The following is a 20,170-nucleotide window of genomic DNA, read 5'->3' as shown; positions in this document are numbered from 1 at the left end:
ACCGCGTGACGCCTAGGCGTGACTGGCGTCGGAATTTCAGCCGTTCACAAGGGGTTCAGGCGGCTGCCGCCCCCGCGTCTGTGATGCCAGCCAGCAACCATTGCTCCGACAACGGCTCCCGGCGCAGCTCGAACGTGCGCAGCGCAGACGTCGAGGTCAGGCGGACCTGCACCTGCCAATGCTCCACACTCACCAGGTCACCGCACCCGACAGGTGCCCGCTTGGCGGTGTTCCACCAGTCCGCACGGGTGAACCAGCGCACCGGTTCCGCGGCGACAGCCCAAATCCGCCCGTCATACCTGACGGCCAGGGGAATACCCTTCGCCGTGAACCGGACGTGCACCGGCACGTCCAGAGCCTCATCACTTGCTGTTCTTGCCACGGGTCCGCTCTCCCAAATTCCTGTTCATCATTTCCTCCCGACGGGTAACCGCCGAACTCCACACCCAAGTCCGGTACGTCACCGGCCCGTCCTTCCACGTGACCTCAGCTGCTTTCGCTGTCCAGGCGAAGACCTCACCGTCCACCAGCTCAGCGCAGTTCGGGAACCTGATCCACGCCTTTACCGGGATCCCCGGATACCCGTTCTTGACCGGGAAGTGCTCGAAATCGAGCTCTTCCACGGTCAACCCGATTGGGCTGGCCCGCCGTGCGTACTGCGCCTGCAGCGAGGCCGCAAAACTCTCGGAGGACATACCACAACCTTAGAACACATATTCGAATAGACACGCCAATAGAAGGCGGCCAAGGATTTGGCCGCCACTGCTCATCCTCACCTAGGGGTCCGACAAACGGACCCGGGTTATACCCAATGGGGACAGCTTTGAGCTGTGCGGAGGGCTCCACCTGCCCACAGTGGGCATAACCCGGGCCAAAACGCTGGGGTTCCGCTGCGCTTCACCCTGGTGGGCGTCCGCTGGCGCGGCCGGCTGTTGGGCCCAGTCCCGGCTCCGCAAGGCTCCGCCGTCCCTGGCCCCGGTGTGTCTACGACGATGCTCCTATAGGCGTCAAATTAGTTCGAGGGTTCATTGAATACGCCCGAGTCTTGCCCAGTGAAGACAGTTAGGCTGATGCTTTCACAGCCTATTCAGGCTGCTGGATAGCCAAGGGGGAGCGCATGAACCAGCACCAGTCTGGAGTAGTTGGATTTCACGAAGTGGACCAGGACGGTAACCCGTTGACGGCAGCGGCGGAGGGCCCAGTTGAGGATGTTTCCCGGTCCGGCCCCAAGCTGAACCCGTTCATCGGGGTGCTTTGGCTGGTGGTTGGGGTGCTGGTTTTCGGCGGCATCGGATTCCTTTTGAATGCTCCCTTGTCTGTGTCAATGACTGATCGGGTCAGCATGGCCTACGTCCTATTTTCATTTGCCCAGCCAGCTGTATTCGTCGGAATCCTGACCTTCCTCGGCCTGATGTTCTGGCATGCCTCGCAGTGGCAGCGCCGGCGCGGATAGGCCAGGACATGTGGGCCTAGGGTACTTCTTGCTCGGTGAGCCAACGGCGGTAGGTCGCCGCGAGCTCGTCATTACGGATGCGTCCGCGTTCCAGGCGCGAAAGGATGGACACCCATTGGCCGAGTTCGCCGGCCACTGTCGCAATGGTGAGGCCGAGTTCTGTCCGCATGCAGCGGAGGTCTGAGTTGTCCGGTGCCGGCCTGGGGTTGGTGATCTGGCGGTAGATCTCCCGGGCTGCGTAGCGTTTGAGGCAGCGCATGATTTCGCGTTTGCTCTTGCCCTCGGCCGTCCGTTTAGCCACGTATTCCTTGGTCCGTTGACACGAGCCCATACGCACCAGGACCACCTGATGCAAGGCGTTATTGGCGCTTCGATCGCCGCCCCTACTGAGCCGGTGGCGGGTTGTCTTGCCCGATGAGGCTGGTACTGGCGCGACTCCGACGAGCGAAGCGAATTGGGCTTCGTTGCCCAGCCGGTCCGGGTTGTCCCCGAAAGTGATCAAGAGCTGGCTGGCTACTTCGGTCCCGACTCCTGGGAGATCACAGAGCAGCGGAGCGTAGCTGTCGAGGATTTCCTTGAGGGCCGCGTCGGCAGCCTCGATTTCTGCTCCCAGTGCTTGGCAGCGTGTTGCCAATGCCTTGAGGGTCATTAGGGTCACGTACTCGGGGTCTGCCAGGTGCCCGGAAGGTCTCGTGCGCTGCAGGGCAGTAATCAGCGCTGAGGTAGCCATCGCCCTGTATTTCGCCCGGATCTTGTCCGGGGCCGAAACGAGGAGCGCCTTGATCTGGTTGATGGCCGCGGTGCGGGCTTTGATCGCTGATGCGCGTCCGGAACGTATGATCCGTAGGCATTCCACGGGGCCGTCTTTGGCCTTCGGGATCGCCTTCGTCCGCCCCTCAAGCACGGATTTGGCGGCCTGGTAGGCATCCAGCGGGTCGGACTTCCCGTTGAGCCGGCGGGCGGCCCGGTTGGGGCGGTTTACCTCCAACACGGTCAGCCCTTCACCGCGGAGGGTTCGGGCGAGTTCGGCACCGTAGGAGCCGGTTCCTTCGACCCCGACGGCCAGGACTGTGCCGTAGGAGGTGATGAAGTCGATGATTTTCCGGTATCCGGATCCCACGGCCAGGAATTCCTTGTCCGCGAGGGGTTTGCCGTGTTCGTTGATCACGGCGACGTGGTGTGTGTCGGCGTGGGTGTCTATGCCCGCGATGACTTTTGTTGGTTTGCTTGCCAAGATGGAAATTGCCCCTCAGTCGCGTCGAATGCTGATTGCTCGGGCGCGGGCCAGGTGGGCAGACAAAACGGTAATGGGACTGGTCGTATCAGGCTCCTATGAGGTCATGTCCGCCTGGCTCGACACCCCTTTTAACGGACCTTGAGCCGGCGGACAGATCGTCGGGAAGACAGTGCCGCCTGGTACGTCAGTTTTTGGCTGGGTCACGCCGGCTCAAGGACTGTTCCAGTATTACCGTTTTTTGGCTGCTGTCCTTCGGATCGTACGTGCCCGCTCCACCCCATCTAGCCCCTCCTTCGTCGGGGCCTGCAGGGGCAGGAATTTCCTTCCGGCGCTCCTGCGTCGCTTATTTCCTTCAGGAATTTCCCGCCCTTTGCCCTTGCGGGTAGACGGGCCTCCGTCGGGCACAGCTCCGCAAAGCTCCGCCAGCAGCCAAAAAACAACGGGGGGAGAGGGGAAGCTGGCCGGTCACCACTGGTCGCCCCACCCACCACAATCCTCTGCAAAAGGACGAAAACATGAACACCACACCCACGCTGGAAATGCTCGACCCCAAGACCTTGACCATCGACATCAACGTCCGCAAGGACGCCGCGCTCACCCCGGCCTTCGTGGCCAGCATTAAGGAACACGGCGTACTCGAGCCAGTGATCGCACACCGCAAGGACGACGGCACCGTGCACGTCCTGATGGGACAGCGCCGCACCCGCGCCGCCGTCGAAGCCGAACGCCCCGAGATCCCGGTCATGGTCACCGAAAGCCCCGAGGAAGCAGAACGAATCCTCACCCAGGTGGTCGAGAACATTCAACGCTCCGCGCTGACCGAGGCCGACGAGGCCGATGCCTACCACCAGCTCTCCCTGATCGGCGTGTCAGCGGCACAGATCGCCAAGAAAACCGGACGCACCAAGATCAACGTCGAGGACGCGCTGAAAGCCAAGTCCACCACCGCCGGGGACGCCGCCCTGGGCAGGGGATGCACCATCGAAGAAGCTCTGATACTGGCTGAATTCTTTCTTATGTGGACACTGCGCGCCTCACTGTCGAGTGGGCTAAGGGGTGTTGCACTGGAAAGGTGACGCAGATGCGGGTTGTTACGACCAAGTCATCCGGGACGGTTTCCGCTGTTATGCTTCTGGATCCAGACGGGGCCGCAGTGGTCCCAGTCTGCAGGTTTTTGCAACATATCCTGGATTCCGGATGCAGTCCGAACACTGCATCTGCCTACGGCTTTGACCTAAAGAACCTGTTTGAATTCCTTGAGGAGACGGGCACGGACTGGGTCGAATTCCGCCCTGCTGTGGCCTTGAACTTCTTGGGCTGGTTGAGGAGGCGACCGAGTCGGAGACCGGCACAGCGCCTTGGTCTTGCCATGACCGTCCCCGAGGGTCGGCTACTGGCCGCAGCCACCGTGGCCCGTGTGCTGGCGGCCGTTTCGAGCTTTTATGAGTCGGCCATTGTCGCCGAGATGTTCGACGCTGAGAACCCGATGCGACAGCAACCTGATCGGTCGCTGTCGATGGTGAGTGAGCGGCACCGCCCTTTCACAGGAGGTGCAAGCAGGCAGCAGCCGATGCGGCGGCAAATCAGGGTCAAGTTGCCTCTAAGACTGCCGCGTCCCTTGGCGATACCGGAAGTCGAGGCCCTGCTGGACAGCATGACCTCCCTGCGGGATCTGGCCATGGTCCTGCTGATGCTTGACGGAGGACTGCGCCCAGGGGAGGTGTTGAGCCTGCACCTTGAGGACGTATCGTACGGGCACCGGCGCGTCACTATCCGCAAACGTGACGATCATCCACGCGGCGCGAGGGGGAAATCCCGCCGAGAACGCGTTGTTGATGTGCTCGAACCTCGCACCTTGGACGCCGTCAACCGGTATGTCATGCGTGAACGCCCATCCCAATCAAACAGCCCCTTCCTCTTCCTGGTGGGCGGCCGCGGTGCCCGATCGTGTGATCCGCTGTCGTACGACGCGCTGGTACGGATGTTCGCCCGCCGGCTGAACAGGCTCGGATTGCGGGCACCTGAGAAGACACCGCATGCACTGCGTCATACGCATGCGACCCTGATGTGGGAAGCGGGCATGCGTGAGTTGGCACTCCAACAACGCCTGGGCCACGCGTCACCGGAGTCGACCCGGATCTACACCAGGGTGTCGGACTCACAGGTTCGCGACGAGTACCGCGCAGCCTTGGGTGCTCTCCAGTGAACGCCGTTCGAGGGGCAATTGCACGAGATGACGTTCCGAGGGAACGGCGCCATGCTTCGGAGGCGGATTACGGCGCGTGGGTAAAGGCGTTTATTCCGCACGACGCGGCCCGCTACGAGCGGATGGCGGCCTATCGCCGGTTTGTTCAGGCGTGGCCCGATTTGGAGGACTGGTTCCGAGCGCCTCTTCTGGTTCGGGCCGGCTTCACCGGCGGACCCCTTCGCGCCACCGGGCGCACGGGCACGTTCAGCGCCAGCGGATATTTGGTTTATCTGGCCTTCGTGCACGGCATCGGGCTGGACTACGAGTTCCTGTTTGTCCGCAAGTACGCCCGGCTCTTCAGCATCGAGGCCGGCGGCAAGGGGCTCGGAGTGGACCTGGATCTCTTTGAGGCCCACGTAACAAGGCTGGATGAGTTGGGATACGGCCCAGATTCTGCACGGACGAACCTCACCTGGGCGATCGGTCGTCTCCTTCTGCACCGCGGTGACCCCGACATTACGGCAATCACTGCCGAGGACCTGTTTGATATGGCTGAGCAGATACGGTCCTTCGGTCAGCGGGAGGACTTCGCCCAGCTGCGGGCCGCTCTCTATCAGCAGTCCCCTTGGCAGATGACCGGCGAGAACGCCGGCGAACGCTTCACCAGAGCCCATCTGGCGAAAGTCCACTGCCTGCACGTCCTGCTTTTCAACATCGGCCAGGTCACCAGCCCGCCGATTTCCGGCACCAGGCGCCGCAAGAGCTGGGAAGAAAACCTGCTCCCGGAAACCTGCCCACCCCGAATCCGGACAGTCGTTGAACGCTACCTCCTCACCCGCCTTGAAGCACATTTCGACCGACCACAAACCGTCAGGATCGCGAGGGAAGGCCTACGGCGTTTCGTGAACTGGCTCGGACGCGAACACCCAGACATCACATCCATGGCTCAGCTTAACCGGACCTTGATCGAGGAATACCTCCGCTGGCTACCCACCTACCCGAGCCAGAACACAGGGCAACCTTTGCATGTGACCACCCGCAAGCACGAGATCAACGCCATCGGCGCATTCTGCCGCGATACCAGCATGTGGGGTTGGGACGACGCTCCTCGAGGCCCACTTCTCACGGCCCGGGACGCACCCCGCAGGCAGGAGACAATGCCCCGGTACCTACCCCGGCACGAGGTGGACACTCTGATGAGCGCGATAGAAGCGCTCACCGACCCGTTGCAGCGGACGGCATTGTTGCTGCTTCGGTGGTCTGGCGCGAGACGGGATGAGATCCGGCGGCTCACCTGGGACTGTCTCGACACCTACGCGAGCGGCCACCCTCGCCTTCGCATCCCAGTCGGCAAAGGCCATTCCGAACGCCTCATCCCTCTCCACGCCGACGCCGCAGTTGCCCTGCAGGAGACAATCAACCAAGCCAGGGCAATGAACGCAGTGGCGCGACGCGATCCCACCACCGGCCGGTTGGAGAACTACATCTTCGTCCGCAAGGGCAAACTCTTATCGTCGGCGACCCTTTTCGATGACGCCTTCGAGAAGGCCTGCACCGAGGCCGGTCTCGTCGATTCCAAGGGAACCAGGACCGTCAGCGCACACAGGCTACGCCACACCCTCGGCACACAGCTCGCCGAAGGGGGAGCCAGAATTCAAACCATCATGACGATCCTCGGGCACAAAAGCGCGTCGATGTCCATGATCTACAGCAGGATCTCCGACCCTGTAGTCCGTCGACAGTATGAGGAGGCATTGGCTTCAGGTACCCGGATTGCCGGTCCGGCAGCGGAGGCGCTAATAAAAGGAAGGCTTGACGACGAATCCGTTCACTGGCTGCAAACCAACTTCCTCAAAACCGAACTCGAGCTCGGACACTGCCTGAGACTGCCAGCAGAAGGTCCTTGCGAATGCGAGCTGATGCTTACCTGCCCTAAGTTCCTCACAACCAGCGAATATGCTCCCCGGCTTGAGGCGCGACTTGGACGGGAAGAAGAACTTATAACTGATGCTGAAGCCCGTGGGTGGCAACGTGAGGCCGAACGTCATCAGGCCACACGGCAGCGCATTTTGAAGCTACTTAAAGAACTGAAACCAGATGCGCCGGAGGAGATACCGGCGCAAAGCTAGAGGGGTCAAGGCTCAGCCTTGACCCCTCTGAGACCTACTCCATGCCTTCGGGCAAGGAAAAGGGACTAGTTAATCGTTACGCTCCAAACATCCACATTTCCGCTGAAGAAGAAGCATGTGTCTCTCGGCCAGACGGGGCCGCGGTCCGGGCTGGCATAATAAGCGCCCAGCGAGCCCGAGTAGTACCAAACATGCCCGTTGTTGTTTCCCGGGCAAAGTTTATAGATCCCGGGCATGTAAAAACTCATCGTCCCCGCGTTTGCAAAACAATATTCCTTGTTATCGCCTGCCCGGACGATGCTATAGAAATCCACGTTGTTGCAGATTGGATTCGTGATCATGAGCGTCGGAGTGGAGGACGCTTCGCGCTCGATGCGCTTGACCTCATTCGCGGTTGTTTCCGGATAGTACTTTTGGATTTCTTTGAGGCTTGAGCCGCGCAGAACAAAGTCTTTGACACTGAAGGCGTTGCGGACCTCCTCAGCCGAGAGGAGCCGGCTGTTCTCGGGCGTGATCACCTGGCCGCCGTCGATCGTCTCTCTGGCGACTGATTCACCTCCGTAGACGATGGCCCCTGATGAAGAACTCACAATCGGTGCTTGGTCTGCTTTGTTCTTCGGTGACGCGTTCGCCGCGACCAGACCGGTACTCATGAGCACGGCGAGAAGAGCCCCAGTGAGCCTTAATGATTTGCGAATATTTCGCACTATTCCCCCATTAATATTATGTTTTGGATTTTGTGGCGCGCGAAAGTATGGATGCCGCGTAAGTCGTTACGACATCCATACTTGGCCGCGAGGCCGATACTTAAGGAGCGGGAGTGTATTCCGGGTAGTACTGCCGGATAGTTTCCGGACTCATCCCGTTTTTGGCCATTTCTTGGCTGCTAAATTGGGACCTAACGTCATCCGCCGTCAGGCGCTTGCTGTTCCACTCACCGATTGTCTTATAGCAGAAGTCACTAGGATCGTTGGCCTTGGCTTCGTCATAGCATTCTGGATGAGCTTCACGGTCCGACACAGAAGCAGACTTCGATGGCGCAGAAGGTTCAAGCGCACCGTAGGCAACGGCTGCGCCTGCCATCAGAAAGCCACCAGCAATCACCATGGACACGGATGCTTTGAGTTTCTTCATCTTGATTCCCCCAAATCTCTGACTTCCCTGAGTCAGTAAAGTAAAAAGTAACACATTTCGTTCTACGAACTCCCCCCCGCGCATCTCATGCAGAGGGTAAACCATGGCCCAATGCTTAGGCTGCTGAAAGTGAATCTGGAACACGTCGCCATTGACTCCGGCTAGATGTCCACATAATTGAAGACGACCCAGACGCGACCGAGGAACTAGAATCAGTCCTCGCCGACGAACCGGACATGCTCATGCACGTCACCCAGCGCCTGCGCGACAAGCGGGACATCGCCGCCGCCCGCGCGGCGCTCATCGCAGAACTCGAAGGTCAAGGGAAGACCGTCCTGGAGGACGCAGGCCACTACGCCGATGAAGACGCCCTGTACGTCTCGGCCGCGAACCGGGCCGACGGCGAACCCGCCACCGAGGACGACGCCAACGCCTACGTCCTCCAGCGCAACTGGCAAGGCCATTACTCCGCCAAACCTGCCATCAACGGGTGGAAGGAGCTCGGTTTCACCCCGCGCCACGAACGCTACGACGGCGGCCGCCAAGCACAGTCCGGCCCGATGACCGAGGAACAGAAAGCCGAGCGGAAGACCCTGATCGCCAACAACAAGGCTATGGAATCTGTCCTGTTAACTGAACTTCATCGTAGAGTCTGGATCAGGGTTCTCCGGAGAGGTGGTACTCATGGACGACGTGCGGCTCAAACTGCTCGAGGGACGGACTGGCCTACTGGCAATAGGCGCCGTGGTCCCAAGAACGGACGGCCTCTTGCCCTACGTCGTCATCGACGACAAAGGGCAAGAGATCGAGGACTTCTCAGTGTTCCTCCGGGATCTCGTTCTGAGCGATATGAGCCCTTTGACCGTCCGCTCCTATGGCAATGACCTGCTCAGGTGGTGGCGCGTTCTTAGTCTGCTCGGCAGTGGATGGGAGCAGGCGACCCGCGCCGAAGTCGAGGTCCTCGTGGGATGGATGCGGTCCGCAGTGAACCCTCAGCGGCGGAGGACCGGTAGCCGGGGCAGGAATTCGCGCACCGGTAAGCGTCCCCTGGCCGGGGGCTATGCACCGGCAACTATCAATCACGCCCTCTCGGTAATCTCGTCTTTTTACTCCTACCACGCACGCTTCGGTCGTGGACCCCTGATAAACCCGGTCCCTGAAGCTGCCGGCCGGAGGCGCATGGTCCACCGAGGCCGGATCGCAACAGCGCCACGGGAAAATCGGGCTCCTCTGCGGCAAAAGAAGTCCGAATGGCTGCCCCGTTCCATCCCGGATGACCTTTTCGACGATTTGATGGAGGCTCTGCGGACCAACCGCGATCGTGCCCTGGTGAGTATGTATGTCTCCTCCGGAGCCCGCGCGAGTGAACTGCTCGGCGTCCACGGCGATCAGATCGACTGGGCCGGGCAACGTGTATGGGTCGTATCAAAAGGATCCCGTCTCCTGGAGCCGGTGCCTGTCTCACCGGAATCCCTGCAGTATCTGACCATGTACTTCCACGAGCACGGAAGTCCACGGCCCGATGAATTAATCTGGCGTGCACTCCATGGCAAACCGCGGCCGCTCACGTATCACGCTGCCCGCCGAATGCTGCAACGGGTGAACGCAGTGCTGGGCACGGACTGGTCACTACATGACTTCAGACACACGACCATCAATCGCATGGTCGCTGACCCTAATCTGACCTTGCCTGAAATCATGGCCGTCAGCCGGCACCGACAAGTCTCCTCGATGACTCCCTATCTACGGCCTCGGATCGATGAGGTCTTCCAAAAAGTACAAGAGCACATGGCATCCCCACGGCCCCAACCAACGCTGACCCCAGGCTACGATCCCGACGACTTCTCAGTGGTGTTCGGTGCCTAAGGCCCTTAAACGACCACAACAGCGGCCGGTAAACGCAGCTGTTCCCGGGAGAACCCGGAACCAGACCGTCATCATTGCTGCTCCGGCGGCGCGACCGGAAATTCCGCCATGGCCTCGCGGTGATCTGGACACCGCAAGTCCCGAGAGCATCATCGCCTTGACCGACACGATATGGCCACGCAGTCAGCCACGTGAATCACTGCGCCATCACGGGCTGAAATGGCTGCTGTCTTATCTCGTAAGACACTCCGGACGGACCTGGCAGGAGAAATGGATCTCGTCAGGATTCAACGATGGTCACCGCAAGATGCGCGAGTTGGCCACCGGAAATTTCCGTCTTGACGGTGAACTCGGACATTCGCTGATGCTCCTGTGCTGTCTACGTGTCATTCGCCCTTCGCTGGAAGCCTTCAAAATCAACTCGTTCGTCCGCTACCACGAGCATTTTGAGCAAGCACAAAACGATCCCGATCTCGCCCGCTTCCTTGCCCTCGTTGAACAACAGGACACATCCAACCACTTCAAACGCTGCGCTCGGATGGATGTGGCATCAGCACTTACGACGCAGGGAATCCGGTTCGCTGACCTGAGCGCGGAGGCGTTACTTCACTACGCCGTAGCCACGCGCGAAGGGGGATGGGGCGGCGGTTATGAGACGCACGTCGGTTACCTTGCCTGGCGGGTGATGTCCGAATCCGGGCACTTTCCTGCCCAGGTCCCGCCAACTCTCCGCGCGGCGATGCGATCCCCGGCTCAGACGCCGGCTGAGTTGGTCGACAAACATAACATCATCAACCCGGACATCCGCGACGTCTTCGTTGCTTACCTGACCCGGCGCAGCCACGACATAGACTTCGCCACCCTGCGCGACCTTGCAGCGGACATTTGCGGAAAGTTTTGGAACGGTCTCCAACAGATCAACCCTGGCCAGGCGACTTTCATCATCTCCCAAACGGACTACGAAAGCTGGCGCGCCGTGGTGGCCCTCCGCCGCGACGGAAAACCACGCCTTCAGCTCGAAGCCATCATGACGAACATCAGGGCCTTCTATCTCGACCTGCAGGGCTGGGCGGCCGAAGAACCCGAACACTGGGCCCGATGGGTAGCGCCTTGCCCGATCGCTGGCAGAGAGACCCGGACGGCGGGCAAAGCGGCCCGCCGGGCAAAAGAACGCATGGACTCCAGAATCCGCCTCCTCCAGCCAGTACTCCCGGCTTTCATCGCCGCTGCCACAGAACGGAAAGATCACTTCCAGGAACTTCTGAAAGTGGCCGCCGAAACCCGCAAAGACGAGGTCATCACCATCGGCGGGAAGAAGTATCAACGGCTATACACCGAAGGAGACGCCAGGCACCGCCGCTTCCACGGAGTATCCAACGTCCGCGTGCTTGACCTATCCACCAACCGCAAGATCAACGTGACATTCACCGAGGACGCCGTCTTTTGGCAGTGGGCAGCCGTGGAGACCTTGAGGCACACCGGCCTTCGGTGCGACGAATTGCTGGAACTGTCTCAGCTGAGCATCCGTCAATACATCCGACCGAACGGCGAAATTGTCGCACTCTTGGTCGTCGCTCCCTCAAAGAATGATCGGGAACGCGTCATCCCCATGACCCCTGACCTTTTCCACGTCATCGCCACGATCATTCGACGCCTGACCAGGAACAGGGAAGGCGTGCCACTGGCGACTCGATTCAATCCCTACGACAGAGTCACTAGCGAGCCGCTGCCGTTCCTCTTCCAGCGCACCATCGGACAACGCACCGAAGTGATCAACGCCGGATCGCTTCGTGATGAACTGGCCAAACTCAGCGAAGCCGTCGCCATCGATCATCCCGAGCTGGGTGGTTGCCGCTTCACACCGCACGACTTCCGCCGCCTACTGGCCACGGACCTGGTCAATAACGGTCTGCCTATCCATATCGGCGCCGCACTCCTGGGACACCTCGATATCCAAACAACCCACGGCTACGTCACCGTCTTCCGCGAAGACGTGGTCCGGCACTACCAAAAACACCTCGCCGAGCGGCGCGCCGCGCGTCCAGCCCGGGAATACAAATCTCCAACCGATACGGAATGGGCTGAATTCGAAGAACACTTCGACAAACGGAAAGTCGAGCTCGGGAACTGTGCACGCCCCTACGCCACCCCCTGCGAGCATGAACACGCCTGTATTCGCTGTCCCATGCTCCAAGTCGACCCCGGAATGCTCGGTCGGCTCGACGAGATCCATTCAGACCTGAGGGCCCGACGTGAGCTCGCTCAGACGAAGGGGTGGTTGGGGGAGATAGAAGGCATCGAACTGACCGTTCAGTTCCTCAAACAGAAACGCGCCGACGCTCACAGTGCTGTCCAGCGCGGACAGGTAGACCTGGGTATCCCGGCTGTCCGTCGCTAACGGGTAATTAGTTGGCACGGCCGAACGCTGTCTGATCTTCCCAGGGCCGATTGGGAATCAATTTTCCCCTCCTGCCGGTTACACGCGTCTGGCCACGGGCTCCTTGCCCGCGGCAACCGGCAGACCCGGGACATGTGAAGAGCATGAAAAGGTCCCCGGTTCAACCGGGGACCTTTTCATGCTCAGAGTTCACGCAGCCACCCTGTCAGGGGCTGCGCGTGCTGCTTTGATTTCTGGTCTCCCATTCTTCTGACTCGAAAAACTCTTCTAGCTCCGCCCGCTGACCTTCGGATACTTCAGCGCCATCATCAGCCAAATCAAACAAAGGTAAATAACCTTTCTGCTTGGCTAAGTCGTTGGCAATGGCCAGAGATGCTTTGTCTTCCGCAGAAACTTCTTCATCTCGAAGAATGCGTTGGGCTGCGTGCTCACCTCCGGAGACCTGCAATATCACCATGAGATCGAAATTTCTTAGTTCATGACGCTTCCAGATGCTTTTCAGTTCAAGTGGTCCGTAGGTTGTTTCGCCTGCCCTGTATTCCTGACTGTTCATTCAGACCCTCACTTGTAGCACTCCGTTGTATGCCGTCCTACTTCGCTTCCGTCCTTCTTAAGGTACATCGTTGCGGTGTAACGACCCGATCCATGATTGGCCGCGTAGAACGTGGAAGTGGTCAGGAAGCCGCTGCTGCTCGCTTGCAGCGTCTGACGGGGCCAGTTGTCGTACTCGCCGGTGCCGTCTGGGAAGGTTACGGACCACCAAGTCTCATAATATGCGCCGCCCTGAAGGTCCCATGCCGCGCCGCTGTATGCAAAAGAACTTCCGGAGCACCCTACATAGACGTCAACCTCTGGCCACCACAGACCGGACGGACTGGCTTGGTCATTGTCCGGCTCTTCTTTATTGAGCGACGGCGAAGGCGATGGCAAGGTGGTGGAAGCATAGCTCGGTGCAGCGACCGAGAATAAGGCCAGCATAGTCGCAAGAACAAGTAGTGCTTTACGGACAAAATTCATTATTCCCCCAATTTTCATTCTCATGATCAAACCTCAACTCGTAAGGCCTCCCGGTTTATGGCAGCCCAACAGAGCAGTAGAAGTGATCATTCCCCCAACTTGAGACCCCGGGGATTAGCCGGTTGCGATGAGTCTAGGGCTGGCGCATAGGATTATTCAAGACCTTAGATAAAGGATTGGCGCTGTGGGGCTGTGTATAGAACAGCCAAGGGTATTGGGGTAGGCGCGCGGGCATCTCTTCTTCAAATAGGCATGCTTTTGCAAAAAGGCATCAAAGACAGTTGTGAGCATCTCTTCCGCCGGCGTATATATCGATCAGGTGAAGTAGCGCGTACTAACCCCGATTTTTCATAGTGGTGCGTGAGGGTCGCTGCGTTGAGTGGCTGGTTGATCGGTGATTGTTTTCTGTTTTCGGGCAGGCTGGTGTGGCCCGTTGGTTCGCCTCGGGCTTGGCGCCGGTTCCACTTCCGGTTGTGTGCTGGTCGTCGGGACACGATCAGCCGCGGTTCAGCCGGGAGCGGGCAGGAGTTGTTTGAGGCGGCCGGTGTTCTCCAGTAGTAGTTTCAGAAGGTCCCTTTCTGGCGCTGACTCGGGTAGCAGCAGCTGGTTCCGGCGGGCGCGGGTGATGATTTTCCCGGCGATGGAGAAGACCCGGTAGCGCCAGCGTTTGATGTCCCAGGCCTTGGCGTGATGGCCGTCCGGGAGGGCGGCGAGTTGGACCCAGGAGACCAGGTTGAAGGCGAGGGCGGCGAGGTTCGCCCAGGCCTGGTTGGCGGCGAAATCGAAGAACGGCAGTTTTCCCAGCCCGGTGTTTTTCAGGGTTTTAATCCGGTTCTCGCACCTGCCGCGGGCGCGGTGCCGGGCGTCGAGGAATGGTCCGTGCCAGCGCGGTGAATTGGTCAGCAGCGCGGTGATGCGGTGCCCGTCGGTATCGAGCAGGCTCGGCTGCGCGCCGGGGTGCAGCGGCTCGGCCCGGAGGAACAGTTTCGTGCCCGGCGGGTAATCGGTGAGCGGGATGACGTCGGTGGCGTTGATGACCCACGCGTCGGTGCGTTCGTGCCCGTGCTGGTCCACGGCCGGCTGCCAGTACTGCTTGTCGGTGATCCAGTCGATCATGTGGGCCTTGCCGAACGGGAGGGTGTAGCTGGTGGAGAACTGCACGCCGAGGCTGTGCAGGTGCCAGAGGAACTTCCTGGACGCGCCGGCGCTGTCGGTGCGGACCAGAACCTTCTCCCCGGCCAGTGCCCCGGTGTTGTCGAAGAACTTTTCGGGCAGTTGGGCGATGGCGGTGTCGAAGACCCGGATGTGGTCCTCGGCGCTGTTCGCTCCGGCGTTTCCCGGGCGCAGCACGCAGGCAAGGATTTCCCCGGAGCCGTTGCCTGTGCCGTAGTCACAGGAGGCGATAAAGGGGGCGAACCCGTAGCCGCCTTTGTAGGTGCCGGCGACGTTTTCCTTATCGGAGTGCGAGGTCACCAGGGTCGCGTCGATGTCGACGATAAGCGGATCCGCGGCTGTCGCGGAAAGGGCCGGGTCCCGGTTCCCGGCGGCGTCCCAAGCCCGGGTGCGCAATTCCCGGGTGAGGGTTTCAAAGCCGTAGCTGAACAGCTCCGGGTTGGTCACGGTGCGTTCGAAGAACCGGGACGGCGGTCGCGTTCGAGGGCACCTGACCGAAGAGCCCGGGTGATGACCTGAGGATGTCCAGGTCCGAGGCGTGTTCGCCGCCGGCGGCGAGCATCGCGGCCAGGGAACCGAGGATCTTGCCGCAGCGGTGCTTCGCGCCGGGAGGAACGAACTGGCCGAGGCGTTCCTCGCACAGCCTGCCAAATCCCAGCGCGTCCATGAAGCCGGTAAGGACCTTCACCCCGGAGTGGGAGATCAGCGACTGGCCGGTGAAAGAGACCGGGACGGACGGGAAAACACGGCTAAGATTAGACACCGGAAGGGTGCTCCTTCGCTCGGCAGAATAACGGTCTCGACAACCACTATTTTCCCAGCTCAGAGCACCCTTCCCCTGTTTAAACACGCGCCCAGGAACAGCGCCTCATGAAAAGCCTCGGCGTTCGCTTCCGGTGTGTAACTGGAACAGGTGCGGTAGGGGCGGGCTGTAGACACGCTCTGCGTCGTCGTAGCGGACTGCCAGGGGAACGCGTCCGTCAGCGGTGGCAATCCACTGAACGAGACAGGAGTAAGGATCGAGGAATTGGTCGAGATCACCACTCATGCGTTCTCCATTTACCGACTTCCCGAAACCGGGGAGGCGCTTCCACTTCTTCAGATCGTCCCCTCCAAGACCGACAGGGAACGGATACTCCTCATCTCTCCCGAACTCGCCCATGTCTTCGCACTCGTGAAGAGGCGGCAGACGATTACGATAGTTGGTGCGAGTTTGGCACTATCTGCCATCGAAATATCAGCAGTTATATATCCGAGACTAAAGGTAATGCGGCCTATGGCAATGAGTATGGAGTTATAGGCAACTACGACGCAATCCTCAGGACGAATTTGAACGGTCGTTCGGCCCAATGGAGGGCGGTCGGCATTTGGGACAACGGGCCGCAGCTATATTTCTCATCCACCCAAGTGCAATGCATCGAAAACACGGCATTTCCTATCGTATGTGGAAATCATGGATTGCCTAACGTAACGCTAACGACGTATTCACCGACTTGGCGCTATGACTACAGCACCGTATACGGAAATTACTTGAGCAACAGCAACTACTACCACGGAGCCTTCCAAACTTTGTTCACGCCAACCGGTTACCCTACGTACAGGGCCGCCAATCTTGCGACGCTTTCCTTTAACTGCCCAGGGACGCAGAACTGCTACTTCTAATAGATGCGAGTCTGGGGTTATACGTCAAAGGAAGTTGATGTATAACCCCAGAGATCTAACAACAGGAGGAGTCCATGTGGGAGAGCGGATCTAACAACAGGAGGAGTCCATGTGGGAGAGCGTCGCGATAGCTGAGCCATCTGACCGTTGGGCCGAGTTGGACGAGACGGGTTGGGACGCCCTGATCGCTTGGGCCGCCGGACCACAAAATCTGCGTCGGTATCCGAACTCGGACGCGAGTCGCACTGTTTCAACGACGCGGGCCCGAGGTGACGCCACTGATCACTTCGATGAGCCGTTTACCGAAACCGACCGCCAAATCGTGGATGACTCCGTAGATGCATATTTGGCTGATGCTGGGATCCCCGCGAGGCCTAGAGGCTATCGTTGGTTTCTCCGCGTGCCGGATGCCTACGAGTCTGCCCACACCTTTCACCGCGAGGTCCACGCCGCTATCAACTCGGTTGAACCACCCAGTCATCCGCATCCTAGAAATTGGCGCCCCCTAATCGAGGAAGTCATAGCTGCGCTGTACTCCCTTCCAGAGGGGACGGACGCAGACCAACGACGAAAGGGCGATGACCGTTGACTGCGCTAGTCCGGAGAAGCTACACCGCATCCGAGACCGAACAAATCATCATCGACAGCGGCAAAGAAACGACAACTAACGCCGCCTAGAACGACCTCTTGCCGGGCGGCCAGCACAACCGCCCGGCAAGGCACCGCGCACCAAGAGGTCGGCCAGGAACCTCTAAAAGTGGGGCGGTCCGCCGCCAGGACACACCACAGCAGCCACTCACCAGCGGCGGACCGCCGCTCAACGCGACACAACCCCAAGAACCATTTCCCCGCGGGACAAGGAACAACGACGATCCTGAACCGTGGCAGCACTACCAGTAATTCAGCTACGCTGAAACGCAGATTTCCTTTGCAGAGGGAAACCAGACAGGGCCGGCACACTGAACTGCTCCCCGAAAGTTGGACTGAAAATTCAGTTCTGACTCTCGGGGAGCAGTTTCATGGTTAAGGGCAGTTCGTTATCTGTAGAGCAGCGCGAGGCCGCAGTGGCTCTGTTTGAACGCGGTTGGGGTACCAGAGCTGTCGCAACAAAGCTTGGAGTAGGTACGAAAGCAGTCCTCCGCCTATACGACAGGTGGCGTGTTCGCGGAGATACTGCTCTTGTGACCAAACCAGTGAAGCGGCTGTACTCGTTCGAGTTCAAGCTCAATGCTGTGCAGCGCTATATTTCCGGCGAGAACAGGGTAGCTCTAGCCAAGGAGCTTGAGCTGTCGTCGCCGCACCTGATCACAGTGTGGGCAGGGCAATATAGGGCTCAAGGCGAGGAAGGCCTGCGCCCGAAACCAAAAGGCCGGCCAAGGAAGAACCCGGAGGTTCCCGCGCAGCCGGAACCAGAGCTGCAGAGGCTGCGCCGCGAGAACGAACGCCTGCGCGCAGAGGTGGCCTTCCTGGGAAAAGTAAACGCCTTGAGGGACGGGGAACGGCGCTAAAGGTTCGCGCTGTCATCGCCCTCAAGGCTGAGCACCGGTTGGAAGTTCTCCTAGACGTAGCCGGGTTAGCCCGGTCCACGTTCTTCTACCACCAGTCCCGACTCAATGGCCCCGATCCGCGGGCATCCCTGAAGGCTGTTATCAGGGAGATTTTCACAAAGAACCATGGCCGGTACGGGCACCGCCGGATCCACATTGAGCTGGGCAAGCAAGGGTGGAGGGTCGCCAAGAAGAGCGTCCTGAAGCTGATGCGTTCCCTGCGTCTGGACTGTAAGGTCCGGAGCAGGAAGCGGTACAACTCCTACCAAGGCGAGCAAGGCGTTGTGGCCCCAAACCTGCTGAAGCGGCAGTTTGAGGCGGATACCCCAAACCAGAAATGGGTCACCGATGTGACCGAGTTCAGCGTCGGTGACAGGAAGCTATACCTCTCACCGATCATGGATCTGTTTGACCGCCAGATCATCTCCTACACAATCGGCACTTCGCCCAACCTGGAGTTGGCCAATACCTCTCTGCGCGGCGCCTTGGCCACGCTGGAAAACGGACAGAAACCCCTCGTGCACTCCGACCAGGGATTCCAGTATCAGCACACGTCCTGGCGCCTGCTCCTGCAGAATGCGGGCGCCATCCAATCGATGTCCCGCAAAGCCAACTGCTACGACAATGCGGTCATGGAGAACTTCTTCGGACACCTCAAGGAAGAGCTCTACCACCGGGTCCGATTCCTCAACACCGAGTCACTCGCATCAGCGCTGCACGAATACATCCGCTGGTACAACACCAAAAGAATTTCCACGAAGCTCAAGGGATTGAGCCCGGTACAGTATCGTGCTCAGCTGCTGGCGGCATAAGTCCACTCGCAGCCATCCCTAGGGGACGACTTCAAGTCAGGTGAGCGGGTCGACCTCCGGCAGCTTGATGGGGACTGCCGGCAGCCTGATTTGTCCTCAGCATCTTCTCTTACAAAAAAGATGGAACCATTCCGATGATCCGGACACTATGAAGTATGAGTGGGGGATCAGATGACACGGATGAGGCCTTGTGGCTGCTCGCGGTCAACGGTGATGGAGATGCATTCGGGGCCCTGTTCGATCGTCATCGGGACAGGGTGCTCACGCATGCGATGCGGATCGTTGGATCGGCCCATACTGCGGAGGACATGACGGCCATCGTCTTCTATGAAGCCTGGCGCCGGCGGGAGTACGTGCGCATCGTGAACGGCAGCATAGTTGCCTGGCTACTGGTCACGGCAAGTAACACGATCCGGAATCATAATCGCCAGCGAAGACGTTACAGGGCGTTTTTGGACCAGCTTCCGCCACCGGCCCTGACAGCGGATGTCGCCGATGAAGTTGTTGATGCTGAGGAGCGTGAAGCGGAGGCCAGGGCTTTGCGGGATGCTTTCTCGCGGCTCAAAGTGCAGGATCGCGACGTAATCACTTTGTGTGTAATTGAGGGGTTTAGCCTGCGGCAGGCTGCCGCGGCCCTCGGTGTTGCAGAGGGAACCGTGAAATCCCGCCTGCACCGCGCGAAGACCAGGCTCGGTGCTTTGTACGGGAAACTGACCTCGCCCCAGCGACGAACGGATCATTCACTTCACGAGGGGAGAACATGGTGAGACCGCAACAGTTTCAGACTGACCGCAGTAATGCGCTCCGACAGCAGCTAATAGAAATGTCGGAGGCAGTAAAGAACCGCGAGCATGCTCCGGGTCAGCGGTCCCATTTTCAACACCTGCGACCGCAAGATTCATCAGCAAGCACTCGGAAACGACTGGGTCTGCGAATCGGCGCCGGCGCTCTCGCTGGTGGGTTAGTTCTTGGTGCGTTGGCACTGGCTCTGACGCCCGAGGACCGATCGGAAGACGCTTCGAGAATCATCGGATCACTGACCAGGGCTCAGCAGGAAGTGGATAAGCTGCCTGCCGGAGCCCTGCCGGTTCTAGCCAATACGGGTATTGATCCGACACAGACCAGGCTCCTGGGACACAGCGCAACGATCAGGTACTACGGTGCCCCCGCCCCGGAAAAGACCATAAATGGCGCCGCTGCCGGCAAGACGATCTGCATGATTCCCGTCGATGCCCGAGGGGAAAGCAAATCGCTGGGATGCACCCTGTTGAAGAGCTTCGAGTCCTACGGCCTCAAAATCGAGTCCCCGGATAGAACTGAGGCAGGCTGGTTGGTGGTTCCTGCGGCTGCAGAGAGCAGCTTGGAATCAGTGAAGAACGAGGCCGGCTGGAGCCGACAGGCGCCGAACTTTCTCGTCCGCAACAACAATTGATACAGCCATAGGCTCGCCATGAGAAGCAGCTAGCCTGCCGCGTTCATCGCGCCGTAAAGGACCCGACCCCTAAACGCGCAAGAGTTTAACGAAGAAGTCCCCGTCCGAGTGGGACGGGGACT

General features: G+C 59.7%; 19 protein-coding genes and 3 pseudogenes. 13 read left to right on the top strand and 9 right to left on the bottom strand.

Going from position 1 to position 20,170, the window contains the following annotated elements:
* Nucleotides 1–55 precede the first annotated feature (55 nt).
* The gene (locus AC3ANU_RS20890; RefSeq protein WP_488316020.1) at nt 56–382 is read right to left on the bottom strand and encodes a hypothetical protein; all 327 of its coding nucleotides are present in this window, start codon (nt 380–382) and stop codon (nt 56–58) included.
* Complete coding sequence (locus AC3ANU_RS20885) at nt 363–695, bottom strand: hypothetical protein (protein WP_488316019.1); 333 nt, start codon at nt 693–695, stop codon at nt 363–365. The genes AC3ANU_RS20890 and AC3ANU_RS20885 overlap by 20 nt, the downstream gene beginning before the upstream one ends.
* A 422-nt stretch (nt 696–1,117) precedes the next feature.
* On the opposite strand from AC3ANU_RS20885, the gene AC3ANU_RS20880 reads away from it, so the two are divergent.
* On the top strand, nt 1,118–1,453 hold the full coding sequence (locus AC3ANU_RS20880) for a hypothetical protein (RefSeq protein ID WP_223917585.1): 336 nt from the start codon (nt 1,118–1,120) through the stop codon (nt 1,451–1,453).
* A 16-nt stretch (nt 1,454–1,469) separates the two neighbouring features.
* Here AC3ANU_RS20880 and AC3ANU_RS20875 read toward each other — a convergent pair whose 3' ends face one another.
* Nucleotides 1,470–2,690 carry an IS110 family RNA-guided transposase gene (locus AC3ANU_RS20875; protein ID WP_488316074.1) on the bottom strand — a complete coding sequence of 407 codons (1,221 nt, stop codon included), beginning with the start codon at nt 2,688–2,690 and terminating at the stop codon, nt 1,470–1,472.
* Between the two features lie 515 nt (nt 2,691–3,205).
* Between AC3ANU_RS20875 and AC3ANU_RS20870 the strand changes: the two are divergent.
* The 3 genes and pseudogenes from AC3ANU_RS20870 to AC3ANU_RS20860 form a co-directional block, all read left to right on the top strand.
* A pseudogene (locus AC3ANU_RS20870) lies at nt 3,206–3,700 on the top strand (ParB/RepB/Spo0J family partition protein); the annotation flags it as partial.
* A 71-nt stretch (nt 3,701–3,771) separates the two neighbouring features.
* The gene (locus tag AC3ANU_RS20865) at nt 3,772–4,896 is read left to right on the top strand and encodes a tyrosine-type recombinase/integrase (RefSeq protein ID WP_488316073.1); all 1,125 of its coding nucleotides are present in this window, start codon (nt 3,772–3,774) and stop codon (nt 4,894–4,896) included.
* Nucleotides 4,893–7,007 carry a tyrosine-type recombinase/integrase gene (locus AC3ANU_RS20860; protein ID WP_488316072.1) on the top strand — a complete coding sequence of 705 codons (2,115 nt, stop codon included), beginning with the start codon at nt 4,893–4,895 and terminating at the stop codon, nt 7,005–7,007. Before AC3ANU_RS20865 ends, AC3ANU_RS20860 begins: the two co-directional genes overlap by 4 nt.
* A 65-nt stretch (nt 7,008–7,072) precedes the next feature.
* Here AC3ANU_RS20860 and AC3ANU_RS20855 read toward each other — a convergent pair whose 3' ends face one another.
* The 3 genes from AC3ANU_RS20855 to AC3ANU_RS20845 form a co-directional block, all read right to left on the bottom strand.
* Nucleotides 7,073–7,660, bottom strand: coding sequence for a beta/gamma crystallin domain-containing protein (locus AC3ANU_RS20855; protein WP_223995561.1), 588 nt, complete (start codon nt 7,658–7,660; stop codon nt 7,073–7,075).
* A gap of 154 nt (nt 7,661–7,814) precedes the next feature.
* Nucleotides 7,815–8,141, bottom strand: a complete 327-nt coding sequence (locus AC3ANU_RS20850; protein WP_223995536.1) for a hypothetical protein — start codon at nt 8,139–8,141, stop codon at nt 7,815–7,817.
* A 212-nt stretch (nt 8,142–8,353) separates the two neighbouring features.
* Nucleotides 8,354–8,605 carry a hypothetical protein gene (locus tag AC3ANU_RS20845; RefSeq protein WP_488316071.1) on the bottom strand — a complete coding sequence of 84 codons (252 nt, stop codon included), beginning with the start codon at nt 8,603–8,605 and terminating at the stop codon, nt 8,354–8,356.
* Between the two features lie 220 nt (nt 8,606–8,825).
* Here AC3ANU_RS20845 and AC3ANU_RS20840 point away from each other — a divergent pair, with 220 nt between their 5' ends.
* Both AC3ANU_RS20840 and AC3ANU_RS20835 read left to right on the top strand, forming a co-directional pair.
* Entirely contained in the window at nt 8,826–10,007 is a 1,182-nt protein-coding gene (locus tag AC3ANU_RS20840; protein WP_223995538.1) for a tyrosine-type recombinase/integrase, read from the top strand.
* Between the two features lie 157 nt (nt 10,008–10,164).
* The gene (locus AC3ANU_RS20835) at nt 10,165–12,405 is read left to right on the top strand and encodes a tyrosine-type recombinase/integrase (protein ID WP_488316070.1); all 2,241 of its coding nucleotides are present in this window, start codon (nt 10,165–10,167) and stop codon (nt 12,403–12,405) included.
* 205 nt (nt 12,406–12,610) lie between these two features.
* On the opposite strand, the gene AC3ANU_RS20830 is transcribed toward AC3ANU_RS20835, so the two are convergent.
* The 3 genes and pseudogenes from AC3ANU_RS20830 to AC3ANU_RS20820 form a co-directional block, all read right to left on the bottom strand.
* Nucleotides 12,611–12,958 (bottom strand): hypothetical protein, encoded by a 348-nt coding sequence (locus AC3ANU_RS20830; protein WP_223995543.1) that lies wholly within the window; start codon nt 12,956–12,958, stop codon nt 12,611–12,613.
* 8 nt (nt 12,959–12,966) lie between these two features.
* Nucleotides 12,967–13,446 carry a hypothetical protein gene (locus tag AC3ANU_RS20825; protein ID WP_223995545.1) on the bottom strand — a complete coding sequence of 160 codons (480 nt, stop codon included), beginning with the start codon at nt 13,444–13,446 and terminating at the stop codon, nt 12,967–12,969.
* A gap of 483 nt (nt 13,447–13,929) precedes the next feature.
* Nucleotides 13,930–15,358, bottom strand: a pseudogene (locus AC3ANU_RS20820) (IS1380 family transposase).
* A gap of 264 nt (nt 15,359–15,622) precedes the next feature.
* On the opposite strand from AC3ANU_RS20820, the gene AC3ANU_RS20815 reads away from it, so the two are divergent.
* The 7 genes and pseudogenes from AC3ANU_RS20815 (at nt 15,623) to AC3ANU_RS20785 (ending at nt 20,048) form a co-directional block, all read left to right on the top strand.
* Nucleotides 15,623–15,895, top strand: coding sequence for a hypothetical protein (locus AC3ANU_RS20815; protein WP_488316069.1), 273 nt, complete (start codon nt 15,623–15,625; stop codon nt 15,893–15,895).
* 471 nt (nt 15,896–16,366) lie between these two features.
* Nucleotides 16,367–16,846 (top strand): DUF5956 family protein, encoded by a 480-nt coding sequence (locus tag AC3ANU_RS20810; RefSeq protein ID WP_223995547.1) that lies wholly within the window; start codon nt 16,367–16,369, stop codon nt 16,844–16,846.
* A 430-nt stretch (nt 16,847–17,276) separates the two neighbouring features.
* Nucleotides 17,277–17,378: pseudogene (locus AC3ANU_RS20805) on the top strand (hypothetical protein); the annotation flags it as partial.
* 60 nt (nt 17,379–17,438) lie between these two features.
* Nucleotides 17,439–17,765, top strand: a complete 327-nt coding sequence (locus tag AC3ANU_RS20800) for a helix-turn-helix domain-containing protein (RefSeq protein ID WP_217509425.1) — start codon at nt 17,439–17,441, stop codon at nt 17,763–17,765.
* 38 nt (nt 17,766–17,803) lie between these two features.
* Complete coding sequence (locus AC3ANU_RS20795) at nt 17,804–18,616, top strand: IS3 family transposase (protein ID WP_463961819.1); 813 nt, start codon at nt 17,804–17,806, stop codon at nt 18,614–18,616.
* 272 nt (nt 18,617–18,888) lie between these two features.
* The gene (locus AC3ANU_RS20790; protein WP_371818265.1) at nt 18,889–19,383 is read left to right on the top strand and encodes an RNA polymerase sigma factor; all 495 of its coding nucleotides are present in this window, start codon (nt 18,889–18,891) and stop codon (nt 19,381–19,383) included.
* A gap of 209 nt (nt 19,384–19,592) precedes the next feature.
* Nucleotides 19,593–20,048: a hypothetical protein gene (locus AC3ANU_RS20785; RefSeq protein ID WP_254703476.1), complete on the top strand. Its 456-nt coding sequence runs from the start codon at nt 19,593–19,595 to the stop codon at nt 20,046–20,048.
* Nucleotides 20,049–20,170 lie beyond the last annotated feature (122 nt).

The organism is Arthrobacter sp. SDR-2R (assembly GCF_057747955.1).
The sequence above is the reverse complement of the archived record's forward strand: the minus strand, read 5'-3'. Positions and strand labels throughout refer to the sequence as shown.

Excerpts from the sequence above, each read along its gene's own strand:
- AC3ANU_RS20885 (WP_488316019.1), bottom strand. The coding sequence starts at position 695 with ATGTCCTCCGAGAGTTTTGCGGCCTCGCTGCAGGCGCAGTACGCACGG.
- AC3ANU_RS20880 (WP_223917585.1), top strand. The coding sequence starts at position 1,118 with ATGAACCAGCACCAGTCTGGAGTAGTTGGATTTCACGAAGTGGACCAG.
- AC3ANU_RS20865 (WP_488316073.1), top strand. The coding sequence starts at position 3,772 with ATGCGGGTTGTTACGACCAAGTCATCCGGGACGGTTTCCGCTGTTATG.
- AC3ANU_RS20855 (WP_223995561.1), bottom strand. The coding sequence starts at position 7,660 with ATGAGTACCGGTCTGGTCGCGGCGAACGCGTCACCGAAGAACAAAGCA.
- AC3ANU_RS20850 (WP_223995536.1), bottom strand. The coding sequence starts at position 8,141 with ATGAAGAAACTCAAAGCATCCGTGTCCATGGTGATTGCTGGTGGCTTT.
- AC3ANU_RS20845 (WP_488316071.1), bottom strand. The coding sequence starts at position 8,605 with ATGGCCTTGCCAGTTGCGCTGGAGGACGTAGGCGTTGGCGTCGTCCTC.
- AC3ANU_RS20840 (WP_223995538.1), top strand. The coding sequence starts at position 8,826 with ATGGACGACGTGCGGCTCAAACTGCTCGAGGGACGGACTGGCCTACTG.
- AC3ANU_RS20830 (WP_223995543.1), bottom strand. The coding sequence starts at position 12,958 with ATGAACAGTCAGGAATACAGGGCAGGCGAAACAACCTACGGACCACTT.
- AC3ANU_RS20825 (WP_223995545.1), bottom strand. The coding sequence starts at position 13,446 with ATGAGAATGAAAATTGGGGGAATAATGAATTTTGTCCGTAAAGCACTA.
- AC3ANU_RS20810 (WP_223995547.1), top strand. The coding sequence starts at position 16,367 with ATGTGGGAGAGCGTCGCGATAGCTGAGCCATCTGACCGTTGGGCCGAG.
- AC3ANU_RS20790 (WP_371818265.1), top strand. The coding sequence starts at position 18,889 with ATGCGGATCGTTGGATCGGCCCATACTGCGGAGGACATGACGGCCATC.